Origin of the sequence: Rhizobium sp. BK312 (genome assembly GCF_014193605.1) — a bacterium.
Lineage (GTDB): Bacteria > Pseudomonadota > Alphaproteobacteria > Rhizobiales > Rhizobiaceae > Rhizobium.
In genome coordinates this window covers 321,803-334,852 of record NZ_JACHZP010000003.1, presented here as the reverse complement: position 1 = coordinate 334,852, position 13,050 = coordinate 321,803, and the positions used below count along the sequence as shown (strand labels likewise).

Genomic DNA, 13,050 nt, shown 5'->3' with positions numbered 1-13,050 from the left:
ATCTCCGATGCCGCTCTTACGGGAGCTGGTTTAGACGGCCACGCTCTTGAAGAATTCGATACTCTGAGCGATTTCACCGGGCAGTGCCGAATTATGGCTGCCCGGCACCGTTGCCATGTCCATCTTCACGCCTGCGGCCGTCGCTCGCTTCGAAAGCAATGCCAAGCGCGAATCAAAATGCGCCTCTTCGGTCCCGTGGAACAGCTTTACAGGGCTTTTGAAACTGTGCGCATAGCAGAGCGGCGAGCGCATCTGGTATTCACGCGGGTTCCCGGTGTTGAAGCGGATATCCTGCGGATAGCGGCCGAAGAAGGCGTAGGCATCCGGATTGCCTGATATGGGCGCGACCGCCCGGAAGCGATGGGTCGACATTGCTGCCAGCATGGCGAGCGTGCCGCCGATGCTGTGCCCGGCCAGGAACATGCGGTGTGGATCGACACCCGGCAGATGCCGCAGCCGGTTGGAAGCGGCCAGCACATCGGCAACTTCGTCGTAAAAACCCGAAAAATTGCCCTTCTGGCCGTTTTCTCCACGCATGGAGGGTATCATGACGACGTAGCCAGCCTCGACATAAGGCTTCATCAGCTGCCAATGCCCCTGGCCGATGGCGTTGCCGCCATGCAGGAACAATACGGCCGGCTTCGGCTTCTCCGAGCGCGTATAGCGGGAAACCCAGGCAACGAGCTCCAGTTCCTCGCCAACGCCGCTGCGATAGAAAAGCCGTTCGGCCGTCGATGGCGTAATGAGCCTCTCGTAGATATCGGGGGCCGGCCCCTTGCTCAGGAGATCGGTTCGAAACAGATGGCGTTCCTTGGCATAGTCACCCGAAAGCAGCGGCGGGGCATCCTCGGCCTTTTCATCGCTCCGGGCGATCGCCTTTGTCTCGGCGGGCTTGCTGCCTGTGGTGCTGTCATCAGCCGCCCTGACGATTGCGGGCGCAAAAAGCGTGACGGCGATGCCGGCAAGAACGCCGCGGCGATTGGGACGAAATGCGTTGTCGTCAGACATGGTCATGAGCTCTGTCTAAATGTCCCGGCGCAGCACAAATCTGCACGGGTTGAAAGGCAAGGCCAACTCACTTTGTGGTGAGGAATCGCCCTCGCCTATTCATCGACAACCGGAGCCTTGGCGTCAATCATCGCGATCAAAGTTTCCAGCCTGTCGGCCTCGTAGGGTGGCTTGTCGGGCCGTAGCCTTGCAATGCGGGGAAAGCGCATGGCAACGCCGGATTTATGGCGGGTGGAACGATTGATGCCTTCGAAGGCGACCTCGAGGACGAAACCGAAATCGCGATCGGCACGCACGGCACGCACCGGGCCGAAACGATCGACCGTGTTGTTGCGCACGAACTTGTCGAGCACTTCCAGCTCGGCATCGGTAAAGCCGAAATAGGCCTTGCCGACCGGAACCAGCTGCTCGCCCTCGGGCGTCATCGCCCAGACGCCGAAGGTGAAATCGGAATAGTAGCTGGAGCGCTTGCCATGGCCCCGCTGTGCATACATCAGCACGGCATCGACATTATAAGGATCGCGCTTCCACTTGAACCATGGCCCTTTGGCGCGGCCCGCGAGATAGGCGCTGTCCCTGCGCTTGATCATCACACCTTCGATCACCGGATCGGGCGGCGAGGAGCGCAACCGGTCGAGCTCCTCCCAGGAGGAGAAATCAACGAGCGGCGACAGATCGAAACGGTCGTGCGGTGCTGCTTCGATAATCTCCGTCAATCGCTCGCGCCGATCGAGGAAACCGCGGGCGCGGACATCCTCCGCACCGTCAAAGAGGAGATCATAGGCGCGGATGAAGGCCGGAAACTCGTCCAGCATTTTCGAAGTCACGGTCTTGCGGTTGAGGCGCTGCTGCAGATCGGAAAAGCTGCGCGTCGGGTTGTTGGAACGCACCGTGCCGCCGACCAGCAGCTCGCCATCCATCACGCCTTCGAAGTTCATCATATCGACGATATCCGGGAAGGCGCCTGAAATATCGTCGCCGGAGCGAGAATAGAGCTTGCTCGTGGCGCCCGAGCGTGAAAGCTGGACGCGGATGCCATCCCATTTCCATTCGGCGGCGAAATCACTGGGGTCGAGGCCCTCAAGATCGCCCGGTTCGACAGGGTTGGCAAGCATGACGGAATGGAAGATCGCCGGCGTCGCCAAAATCGGCTTCTCGCCCTTGCCCTCAAGCCAGTGGAACAGGCTTTCATAGGGCGGTTGCAGGCCATGCCACAACGTCTCGATTTCCGTTACATCCTTGCCACTCATCTCAGCCAGCGCCTGCTTGGCAAGCCGAGCCGAGACGCCGATGCGCATCGCACCCGTCGCGAGCTTTAAGAATGCGAAACGGCCCGAAGTATCCAGCCGATCAAGCAGATCGCGGACGAAGCTACGCACCTCCGTCCTGCCAAGTGCATTCATGTTGCGGACGACTTCGCCAAGCTTCGGCTGCTCGCCGGCAGGGCGCTCGATGTCACTCTCCTTGTCCCATACCAGCGAGATCGTCTCAGCGAGATCACCGACATAATCGTAGGAGTAGCGGAACAGCACCTCGTCCATACGCTCGAGAACAAGCTCGCGCAGCATGGCGGGCTTGACGTTGCGCACCTCGAGGGTGCCGGCAATGGTGGCTAGACCATAGCCACGGTCGGGATCGGGCGTATCGCGAAAATAATCGGTCAGCAGCTTCAGCTTGCCGTTGCGGCTCGGCGTCAGCACCAGGCGGTCAAGAAGGTCGGCAAAGGCTTTCATCAATCGCCCTCGTCTTCATAGCCGATGAGATGCAGCGGCTTGGCGGCGATGCCGTGCAGCTCGCACCAGCGTACCAGCGCCTCTTCGCGGCCGTGGGTGACCCAGACCTCGCTCGGCTTCAAATCGGAGATCGTCTCGGTCAGTTCGGGCCAGTCGCAATGATCCGATATGACCAGCGGCAGCTCGACGCCGAGCTGCTTGGCACGCTGGCGCACCATCATCCAGCCGGAAGCGAAAGCCGGCAGAGGATCGTGAAAGCGCCGCGCCCAGCGATCCTGAAACGCGGAGGGCGGGCCGACGACGACGGCGCCGTGGAAGATCGACTGATCGCGGCTTTCGATGGTGGCCGGCTTGAGTTCGCCGAGCGCGATGCCCTGGCTCACATAATAATCGCAGAGTGTTTCCAATGCGCCGTGAATATAGATCGGCTTATCATAGCCGGCATCGCGCAGCAGGCGGATGACGCGCTGCGCCTTGCCGAGCGCATAGGCGCCGATCAGATGCGTTCGTTCCGGAAACTGGCGAAGCGAACCCAGGAGCTTGCGCGTCTCAGCCATCGGATCGGGATGATGAAAAACCGGCAGGCCGAAGGTCGCCTCGGTGATGAAGACATCACACGGGACCGGCACATAGGGTTCACAGGTCGGGTCTGGCCGACGCTTGTAATCCCCCGAGACCACGATGCGCAGCCCATCCTTCTCCACGGCGATCTGCGCCGAGCCGAGCACATGGCCGGCCGGATAGAACTGCACCTTTACGCCATTGATCGTCACTTCCTCGCCGAAGGCAACCGCCTGCTCCGAGCCGGCAAAATCATCGCCGTAGCGGATGCGCATGATATCGAGCGTCTGGCGCGTGGCGAGCACATGGGCGTGGCCGGAGCGGGCATGATCGGAATGACCATGCGTAACAAGAGCCCGCTCGACCGGTTGCACGGGGTCGATATGGAAGCCGCCGATCGGGCAGAACAAGCCCTCGGGCGCCGGATAAAGCAGTTGATCGGGTTTCATGAGTAAAGAGGATAGCGCGATTTGCACGATTAGGTAGCGATGACGGCAGCTTTTTGAGCGCATCGTCGTTCGGGTTGCCGATCCGGCAGATCGAAGACGAGAACATCCTCGCAATAGGGCTTGGCCTTGGCGACGACGACGCCGTTCGGATCGACGATAGCAGTGCTGCCGTAGCTCACCCAGCCGTCGTCATTGCTGCCCACGACATCCGACGCCATGACCCAGCAGCCCGTATGCCTGGCGCAGATCTGCAGCCCCGAGATCCCCGGCTTGTGCCACATCTCGGCTTTATGGGGCCGAAGCATGAGATTGACGGGATTGCAGATGAGGCCTGCCCCCTTTTTGGCCACGCGGCGCGCGGTGTAGGGATATCGGAGATCGGCGCAGATATTGATGCCGAAGCGCCAACTCCCCTCCTCCCAGATCGGAAAATCCGTTCCGGGCATGCAACCCTTCTCTAGCGGATGTGCCTTGGCATAGACCCCGGTGATCCGACCAGATTTGACGACTAGAGCACTGTTGTAGACCCCATCGTCCCTCCGCTCGAAAAAACCGACGACGGCTGTCGTTTCCCCCCCTGCAAACCGGGCGACAAGCGCGTTCAAACCGGGATCGTTCAACGAAAGCGCGCGGCGTCTGGCGACGGCTTCGTTGTAGCTGTGCCCCTGCAGATAGCATTCTGGAAAGAGGGCGAGATCAATGCCTTCAGCTTCCGCCCAGGCGAGATCGCGCGCCAAAACCTCAGCCGCCTGCTCGACGGCATCGAAAAGTGCCAGACGTTGAAAGGCCGCGATCCGCATGCTGGAGAGGTAACATGCGCGGCGAGTCGCCCCTAGCGCAAATGGATTAGGTGCGGGTTATCGCCTGTACCGGACTGGTAAATGAAATAGTAAGAGGTCGAGACTCTTGGCCGATCGAAAGCGTTTGAATGGCGACCTTTGTGTCAAAACGGCACAGGCAGGGTTGGCACGATTTCTGCTTCGTAAGAGCCGTTCCAGGAGCTCGCAATGATCCAACGCCGCACCTTCGTCGCTTCCCTCGCCGCCTCGGCAGCGACCGGCCTGCTTGCGCCGCGCGTTTTCGCCGCGCCGCTGGCCAAGATGGCCGGTACCGAGCTACGCGGACCGATCGATGCCGTTGCGCTGAAGACGACGCCGGGCGCGAGCGATTTCAAGAGTGGCAAGCTGCAAGCGATGATCGACAATGCGGCACGGGCCAACATGCCGCTCTTCCTGCCGCCGGGCACATACAATATCTCTAACCTGACGCTGCCGGATAATACCCGCATTACCGGCGTTCCCGGCGCCTCGCGGCTCATCTATAGCGGCGACGGCCATCTGATGAATGCGGATAAAGCCAGGCGTATCGAGCTTTCCGGCCTCGTGCTCGATGGCGGCAATCGCTGGCTTGCCGATTATGCTAGCAGCCTTCTGCAATTTACCGGCGTCGACGAGGTGCTGATCGACAATTGCGAAGTTACCGGCAGCCGCAAGCATGCTCTGCAGCTCGAACGTTGCGGCGGCCGGATCGAGCGCAACCGCATCTCCGGCGCGGCAGAAGCCGGCATCTATTCCGTCCAGTCAACCGGATTGACGGTAGCAGGCAATCGCGTCGAGGATTGCGGCAATGGCGGTATTCTGATCCATCGTTGGGACAAGGCCGAGGATAGCAGCAGCGTCATCAACAATCGCATTGCCCGCATTCGCGCCAATGGCGGCGGCACCGGCCAGAACGGTAATGGCATCAACGTCTTCCGCGCCGATGGCGTCACGGTTTCTGGCAATCAGATCACCGATTGCGCCTTTACCGCCATCCGCGCCAATTCGGCCTCGAATGTGCAGATCTCGAACAATCAATGTCTGCGTTCGGGCGAAACGGCCATCTACTGCGAATTCGAATTCGTCGGCGCCACGATCAACAACAACCTTGTCGATGGCGCAACGAACGGCATCTCGGTCACCAATTTCGACAAGGGCGGAAGGCTCGCCTCGGTAACGGGCAATGTCATCCGCAATCTTTCGCTGACAGCGCCCTACGCGCAGGATGGCGGCTTTGGCATCGGTATATCGGCGGAAGCCGATACGCTTGTTGCCGACAACGTCATCGAGAATGCGCCGCTCTGGGGCATGCGGCTCGGCTGGGGGCAATATCTCCGCAATATCGTCGCGACAGGCAATATCGTCAGACATGCCGGCATCGGCTGCGTCGTCTCGGTTGCGGATGGTGCCGGCTCGGCGGTGATTGCGGGCAATCTCTTCCAGGAGATGCAACAAGCTGCGATCATGGGCTTTCGCTGGGACAAGCCTGCATCGGACGACCTCACCAAGGGAAGCGCGCAGTTCCCACAATTGACCATCGAAAACAACAAGCTCGTTTAACCCGTTCGCCAGTTCGGCTGCCGTTTTTCGAAGAAGGCATTAATGCCTTCCTTCGCCTCGTCGGTCTCCCAGGCATCCGCCAGTTGCTCGACGACGTGATCGATCATGCTATCGGTAACCGGCCTGCCGACAGAGCGCGCCAAGGCCTTGGCACGAGCGGCAGCCTGCGGTGACGCCGCTAGAAAATGGCGGACCTCCGCCTCCACGGCCTCGTCCAACGCCTCCTCCGCCACGACTCGTGACAGAAGACCTGTTGCATGTGCCTGCCAGGCATCGATGATCTTGCCGGAGAGGAAGAGCGGGCGGGCATTCGTCTCGCCGATCCGGGCGACGACATAGGGGCTGATGGTGGCGGGAATGATGCCGAGGCGTACTTCCGTCAGACCGAAGCGGGCTGTCGATGCCGCGATCACCATGTCGCAGACGCTGAGGATTCCGATGCCGCCGCCGAAGGCATTGCCGTGAACGCGGGCGATCAGCGGCTTGGGGAGCTCGTTCAACGCCTTGAACAACATGGCCAGCCGCCGCGCTTCCACCATGCGTCCGTCCCGCGTGGCGTCGAACTGGGTGCGCATCCAGCCGAGATCGCCGCCGGCGCAGAAGCTGGCACCTTCGCCGGTGACCACGACGACACGCACCGCTTTGTCGTGAGCAAGCTCATTCGTTGCAGCCGTGAGATCATCGATCATCTCGGCCGACAGGGCATTGTGCTTTTCGGCGCGCATCAGCGTCAGATAGGCGACACCGCGCTCGTCGGTGGTGATGCGGATCGTTTGCGATATCATGCGGCACTCCCGAGGCTGCGGGCGAAGGCGGCGGCCGCCGCAAGCTTGTCTTTATCAAGACCGGTTTCGTATCCCTGCGTCTCCAGATAGTCGCAGACCGCCACGGTATCGACATTGCCCTTGGCACCGGGGGCAAAGGGGCAACCACCGAGGCCGCCGGTCGAAGCATCGAAGACGCGCAGGCCGCGCTCCAGAGCGACGGCGATATTCTCCAGTGCGCGCCCCGACGTATCGTGAAAATGCCCTGCCAGAACCATGGCGGGCAGTTCGCCCAGCACTGCGGCAAGCATCCGGTCGACAGCCCCAGGCGCACCTTTGCCAATCGTGTCGCCAAGGCTGATTTCATAGCAGCCAAGGGCACGAAGCTGCCAGGCAACGCTGACGACATTTTGCGGCGGTATGGCACCCTCATAGGGGCATTCGACGACGCAGCTGACATAGCCGCGCAACGGGACACCGCGATCCCGGCTGGCAGCGGCAACCGGCCGGAAGCGCTCAATGCTCTCGGCGATCGAGCAGTTGATGTTGCGCATGGAGAAGGTTTCGGAAGCGGACGCAAAGATCGCGACCTCATCGGCGCCGGCGGCGAGGGCGGCTTCGAAGCCCTGCATGTTGGGCGCCAGCGCTGCATAGCGGATGCCGGAACGCCGCTCTATGCCGGCCATGACATCGGCGGCATCGGCCAGTTGCGGCACCCATTTCGGACTGACGAAGCTCGTCACTTCGATGCGCTCAAAACCGCAATCGGAAAGCCGGTTTACCAGCTCGATCTTCCGCGCGGTATCGACCAGCTGCTTTTCATTCTGCAGGCCGTCGCGCGGCGCCATCTCGACGATGGTGACATGATTGGAAGGCTTGTTGATCATGGCACATCCTCCGGTCGAAGCGACAGAAGCACGGCGCTTTCGCTGGTCTGATCGCCCTCGCCGACATGCAGACTTTCGACGATGCCGTCGCGGGCGGCCGTCAGAGTCAGCTCCATCTTCATGGCCTCCATGACGATCAGGGCCTGGCCTTTGGTCACCGAGTCGCCTTCGCGCACGCGGACGATCTTGACGAGACCCGGCATCGGCGCGATGACGCGGTCACCGCCGCTGGCCGCCTCTTCTCCACCGTCGAGAAGATCGAGGCGATGGAAATGATGCGTCTGCCCATCAAGGAACAAAGTCACACCTGACGATATCTCGAAGACATCCAGTTGAGATTGACGGCCGTCGATCTCAACGTGACGAGAACGGCCCTCACCCGCGAGCATGCGGAGGGAAATGGTGCGATCATCAAAGGCGACGCCGAACAGCGACCGACCCCTTGCAGTCACGCGGCAAGTCTGATGACCGCCGGCAAAATGCACCGTGACGGGCCGGCTCGCCTCGCCCCAGAGCTGCCAAGGGCCGAGCGACAGCCACGGGTCATTGCCAGCGGCTTGCGCGAACCCACCCGCCTCAACAATGGCGGCAATGGCAAGAGCCGCATCGTCGGGCTGCCGCGCCGAAGTCAGCGCCTCCACGTCACGGTCGATCAATCCAGTGTCCGGATGGCCGGTGGCGAAATCCGATTGACGGCTGAGGCGAATGAGGAAATCGAGGTTGGTCGTGGTTCCGGCGACCTGCGTCTGCTCCAGGCCTCGCGTGAGCTTCGCCAGGGCGGCTGCCCGATCCGGCGCATGCACCGTCAGCTTGGCGATCAGCGGATCGTAATGCGGGGTGATGGTATCGCCCTCGCGCACGCCCGCATCGATGCGGACATCGCCTTCGGGAAAGCGTAAGCGAGAGAGCGTGCCGGTTGCCGGCAGGAAGCCGCGCGCCGGATCCTCCGCATAGATACGCGCTTCGAAGGCCCAGCCGTTTATGGTGAGCTCATCCTGAGCCTTCGGCAGCGGCTCGCCGCTCGCGACGCGCAATTGCCATTCCACCAGATCGACGCAGGCGATCGTCTCGGTGACGGGATGCTCGACCTGCAGGCGTGTGTTCATTTCCATGAAGAAGAAACGATCCGGCGACAGCCCGTCGGAGACATCGACGATGAATTCAACCGTGCCGGCGCCGCGATAATCGATGGCGCGGGCGGCGCGAACAGCCGCTTCACCCATGGCGGCGCGCATCTCCTCTGTCATACCGGGGGCCGGTGCCTCCTCGATCACCTTCTGGTGCCGGCGCTGCAGCGAGCAATCGCGCTCGAAAAGATGCACGGCATTGCCATGACTGTCGCCGAAGACCTGGATCTCGATGTGGCGCGGTCTAACGAGATATTTTTCGATGAGCACCGCATCGTCGCCGAAAGCGGATTTCGCCTCGCGCTTCGCCGCCTCCAGCGAAGCCTCGAAATCCTCCGGACGGTCGACGCGGCGCATGCCCTTGCCGCCGCCGCCTGCCCGCGCCTTGATGAGAACGGGAAAGCCGATTGCGGCCGCCTGATCGGCAAGGAAGCCGGCCTCCTGCCCATCGCCGTGATAGCCGGGCACGACAGGCACGCCCGCCCGCTCCATCAGCGCTTTGGCCGCATCCTTGAGGCCCATGGCCCGGATCGAGCTCGGCGATGGGCCGATGAAGACGAGACCGGCACCCTCGACCGCCTCGGCGAAATCGGCATTTTCCGAAAGAAAGCCGTAGCCTGGATGAATGGCCTCCGCTTGAGTGCGTTGAGCCGCCGCAATGATCTTCTCTTTCGAAAGATAACTTTCGATCGCCGCCGCGGGGCCGATATGGACAGCCTCGTCTGCTAGCGCCACGTGCAGCGCATCCCGATCGGCGTCGGAATAGACGGCGACCGTGCGGATGCCGAGGTGCCTCGCCGTGCGGATGACGCGGCAGGCGATTTCGCCGCGATTGGCGATCAGTATCTTCGAAAACATCGGCAGACCCTATTGCGCGGCAATGACTTCGACTTCGAGCAGCCAGGCCGTATCGAAAATACCGGCGATCACCACAGTCATGGCCGGCGCGAGCGAGCCGAGATATTCGCTGCGAATCTCGCGGTTCTCAATCGTATGATGTCGATCGGCGAGAAAGGTGGTGACCTTGACGATATCGTCCTTCGTCATGCCGGCCGCCTTCAGCTGGGCGTCGATGTTGTGCCAGACCTGACGGGCCTGCGCCTTAAATCCCTCCGGCAAGGCATCATCGACATCGGTCGGTATCTGTCCGCTGATAAAAAGTAGTCGCTCGAAATTCTCCAGCTTTACAGCTTGGGCATAGCCGCCGCGGGGCTGCGGCGCATTCTTGGCATTGATGGCATCGCGTTTCATCTCCGTCTCCTCACATCCTGAACAGACCGAAGCGTGTGTCTTCGATCGGTGCGTTGAGTGCTGCTGAAAGCGACAGAGCCAGCACGTCGCGGCTCTTACGCGGATCGATGATGCCATCGTCCCAAAGGCGGGCCGAGGCGTAGAGCGGGTGGCTCTGGGTTTCGAACATCTTTAGCGTCGGCGCCTTGAAGGCGGCCTCTTCTTCCGGCGCCCAGGGCTTGCCGGCACGCGCCAGCGCCTCGCCGCGCACGGTGGCAAGCACACCCGCCGCCTGCTCCCCGCCCATGACCGATATGCGGCTGTTGGGCCAGGTCCAGAGGAAACGCGGCGAGTAGGCGCGACCTGCCATGCCGTAGTTGCCCGCACCGAAGGAGCCGCCGATCAGCATGGTGATCTTCGGGACCTTGGTCGTGGCGACAGCCGTCACCAGCTTGGCGCCGTTCTTGGCGATGCCCTCCGTCTCGTATTTGCGGCCGACCATGAAGCCGGTGATGTTCTGCAGGAAGACCAGCGGGATCTTGCGTTGCGAGCAGAGCTCGACGAAATGCGCGCCCTTCAGCGCCGACTCCGAGAAGAGGACGCCATTGTTGGCGATGATCCCGACAGGGATACCATGGATATGGGCAAAGCCGCAGACCAGCGTCGTGCCGTAGCGCGCCTTGAATTCATCGAGACGGGAACCGTCCACCATGCGGGCGATAACCTCGCGCACGTCATAGGGCGTGCGCAGATCCGAGGGGACGATGCCGAGAATTTCTTCAGGATCGTAGAGCGGTGCCTCGGGCGTACGAAGCTCGACGCTCTCGGGCTTGTGGCGATTGAGATTGGAGACCGCCTGGCGGGTGAGCGCAAGTGCATGAGCATCGTCGCGTGCCAGATGATCGGCAACACCGGAGAGGCGCGTGTGAACATCGCCGCCGCCGAGATCCTCGGCTGAGACCACCTCCCCCGTCGCCGCCTTGACGAGCGGCGGACCGGCGAGAAAGATCGTCCCCTGCTTCTCGACGATGATGGTTTCATCCGACATGGCCGGCACATAGGCGCCGCCTGCCGTGCAGGAGCCCATGACGACGGCGATCTGCGGGATGCCGGCGGCCGACATATTGGCCTGATTGTAGAAGATGCGGCCGAAGTGATCGCGGTCCGGAAACACCTCGTCCTGGTTCGGCAGGTTGGCGCCGCCTGAATCGACGAGATAGATGCAAGGGAGATTATTTTCGGCGGCGATCTCCTGCGCGCGGAGATGCTTCTTCACCGTGATCGGATAGTAAGTGCCGCCTTTGACCGTGGCGTCATTGCAGACGATCATGCAATCGCGGCCGGAAACGCGGCCGATACCGGCGATGAGACCGGCGCCCGGCGCGTCGCCGCTATAGAGACCGTGCGCGGCAGTTATGCCGATTTCCAGAAACGGCGTGGCGGGATCGATCAAGCCGGCAACGCGATCGCGCGGCAGCATCTTGCCGCGGCTGAGATGGCGCTCACGTGCCTGCACGCCGCCGCCTTCTGCCGCCTGCGACGCCGCAGCCTCGGCAATGCCGATCGCCTCCAACATGGCGGCGCGATTTTCCCGGAAGCGATCCGAATGCGTCGATATCTCTGATTTCAGGACGGTCATGCGCTTCACCGGTTGATGGGAATGGAATTTCGCAGTCAGGCCGTTTCGCCGAACAACTCGCGACCGATCAGCATGCGCCGGATTTCGGACGTGCCGGCACCGATCTCGTAGAGCTTGGCGTCGCGCAGCAGCCGTCCGGCGGGATAGTCATTGGTATAGCCATTGCCGCCGAGGGCCTGGATGCATTCGAGCGCCAGTGCTGTCGCCTTCTCGGCGGAATAGAGGATGCAGCCGGCTGCATCCTTGCGCGTCGTCTCGCCGCGATCGCAGGCGGCCGCCACCGCATAGACATAGGCACGGGCGGCATTCATGGTGACATACATGTCGGCAAGCTTGCCCTGCATGAGCTGGAACTCGCCGATCGACTGGCCGAACTGCTTGCGCTCATGCATGTAGGGCAGCACCACATCCATGCAGGCCGCCATGATGCCGACGGGGCCGCCGGAGAGGACGACGCGCTCGTAATCGAGGCCGGACATCAGCACACGCACGCCGCCGTCGACCTGCCCCAGAACATTCTCCTCCGGCACTTCACAATCGAGGAAGATCAGCTCCGAGGTGTTCGAGCCGCGCATGCCGAGCTTGTCGAGCTTCTGGCCGACGGAGAAGCCGGGGAAGCCTTTCTCGACCAGGAAGGCGGTGATCCCCCGCGGGCCGGCATCCGGCGAGGTCTTGGCGTAGACGACGAGAACGTCGGCATCCGGACCGTTGGTGATCCACATCTTGCTGCCGTTCAGCACATAGCGATGACCGCGTTTCTCCGCTTGCAGCTTCATGGAGACGACATCGGAGCCCGCGCTCGGTTCCGACATAGCGAGAGCCCCCACATGCTCGCCCGAAATCAGCTTCGGCAGATAGCGCTCCTTCTGCGCGGTCGTGCCGTTGCGGTAGATTTGGTTGACGCAGAGATTGGAATGGGCACCGTAGCTCAGGCCAACGGAGGCGGAAGCGCGGCTGATTTCCTCCATCGCCACCGTATGGGCGAGATAGCCGAGGCCAGCCCCGCCATAGGCTTCATCGACGGTGATCCCCAGCAAGCCGAGGTCGCCCATCTCCTTCCAGAGATGCATTGGGAAACTGTTGTTGCGGTCGATCTCATCGGCAAACGGCGCGATGCGGTTATTGGCAAAACGGCGCACCTGCTCGCGCAATGCGTCGATGTCTTCTCCCAGCGCGAAGTTCAATCCCCCTGCAAACATCCGGCTTCTCCTCCCGATATTCCCGAACGCGCGATCCTTACGAACCTATACCTCTTTATGCCCGCTTCAAGTTTC

11 protein-coding genes are annotated in these 13,050 nt (G+C 61.8%); 1 reads left to right on the top strand and 10 read right to left on the bottom strand.

Annotation, left to right across the window (positions count from 1 at the left end):
• Positions 1 to 30: 30 nt before the first annotated feature.
• From FHT85_RS10220 to FHT85_RS10205, 4 genes are all read right to left on the bottom strand, one after another.
• Positions 31 to 1,014 carry an alpha/beta hydrolase family protein gene (locus FHT85_RS10220; RefSeq protein WP_112412378.1) on the bottom strand — a complete coding sequence of 328 codons (984 nt, stop codon included), beginning with the start codon at positions 1,012 to 1,014 and terminating at the stop codon, positions 31 to 33.
• Positions 1,015 to 1,103: 89 nt separating this feature from the next.
• On the bottom strand, positions 1,104 to 2,741 hold the full coding sequence (locus FHT85_RS10215; RefSeq protein WP_112412379.1) for a cisplatin damage response ATP-dependent DNA ligase: 1,638 nt from the start codon (positions 2,739 to 2,741) through the stop codon (positions 1,104 to 1,106).
• Positions 2,741 to 3,751, bottom strand: a complete 1,011-nt coding sequence (locus tag FHT85_RS10210; protein WP_112412380.1) for a ligase-associated DNA damage response exonuclease — start codon at positions 3,749 to 3,751, stop codon at positions 2,741 to 2,743. The genes FHT85_RS10215 and FHT85_RS10210 overlap by 1 nt, the downstream gene beginning before the upstream one ends.
• 29 nt (positions 3,752 to 3,780) lie before the next feature.
• Positions 3,781 to 4,551 carry a carbon-nitrogen hydrolase family protein gene (locus FHT85_RS10205; protein ID WP_112412381.1) on the bottom strand — a complete coding sequence of 257 codons (771 nt, stop codon included), beginning with the start codon at positions 4,549 to 4,551 and terminating at the stop codon, positions 3,781 to 3,783.
• A 207-nt stretch (positions 4,552 to 4,758) separates the two neighbouring features.
• On the opposite strand from FHT85_RS10205, the gene FHT85_RS10200 reads away from it, so the two are divergent.
• Positions 4,759 to 6,129, top strand: a complete 1,371-nt coding sequence (locus FHT85_RS10200) for a TIGR03808 family TAT-translocated repetitive protein (RefSeq protein WP_112412382.1) — start codon at positions 4,759 to 4,761, stop codon at positions 6,127 to 6,129.
• Here FHT85_RS10200 and FHT85_RS10195 read toward each other — a convergent pair.
• Genes FHT85_RS10195 through FHT85_RS10170 form a run of 6 tightly spaced genes read right to left on the bottom strand, consistent with a single transcriptional unit; the run spans position 6,126 to position 12,975 of the window.
• Positions 6,126 to 6,914 (bottom strand): crotonase/enoyl-CoA hydratase family protein, encoded by a 789-nt coding sequence (locus FHT85_RS10195; protein ID WP_112412383.1) that lies wholly within the window; start codon positions 6,912 to 6,914, stop codon positions 6,126 to 6,128. The two genes, FHT85_RS10200 and FHT85_RS10195, sit on opposite strands and share 4 nt — an antisense overlap.
• Positions 6,911 to 7,780 carry a hydroxymethylglutaryl-CoA lyase gene (locus tag FHT85_RS10190; RefSeq protein WP_112412384.1) on the bottom strand — a complete coding sequence of 290 codons (870 nt, stop codon included), beginning with the start codon at positions 7,778 to 7,780 and terminating at the stop codon, positions 6,911 to 6,913. Before FHT85_RS10190 ends, FHT85_RS10195 begins: the two co-directional genes overlap by 4 nt.
• The gene (locus tag FHT85_RS10185; protein WP_112412385.1) at positions 7,777 to 9,765 is read right to left on the bottom strand and encodes an acetyl/propionyl/methylcrotonyl-CoA carboxylase subunit alpha; all 1,989 of its coding nucleotides are present in this window, start codon (positions 9,763 to 9,765) and stop codon (positions 7,777 to 7,779) included. Before FHT85_RS10185 ends, FHT85_RS10190 begins: the two co-directional genes overlap by 4 nt.
• Positions 9,766 to 9,774: 9 nt before the next feature.
• A complete protein-coding gene (locus FHT85_RS10180; protein WP_112335569.1) occupies positions 9,775 to 10,158 on the bottom strand; it encodes a RidA family protein in 384 nt (127 codons plus the stop codon).
• Positions 10,159 to 10,168: 10 nt separating this feature from the next.
• Positions 10,169 to 11,776, bottom strand: a complete 1,608-nt coding sequence (locus FHT85_RS10175) for a carboxyl transferase domain-containing protein (RefSeq protein WP_112412386.1) — start codon at positions 11,774 to 11,776, stop codon at positions 10,169 to 10,171.
• Between the two features lie 35 nt (positions 11,777 to 11,811).
• Positions 11,812 to 12,975 carry an isovaleryl-CoA dehydrogenase gene (locus tag FHT85_RS10170; RefSeq protein ID WP_112398244.1) on the bottom strand — a complete coding sequence of 388 codons (1,164 nt, stop codon included), beginning with the start codon at positions 12,973 to 12,975 and terminating at the stop codon, positions 11,812 to 11,814.
• Positions 12,976 to 13,050 lie beyond the last annotated feature (75 nt).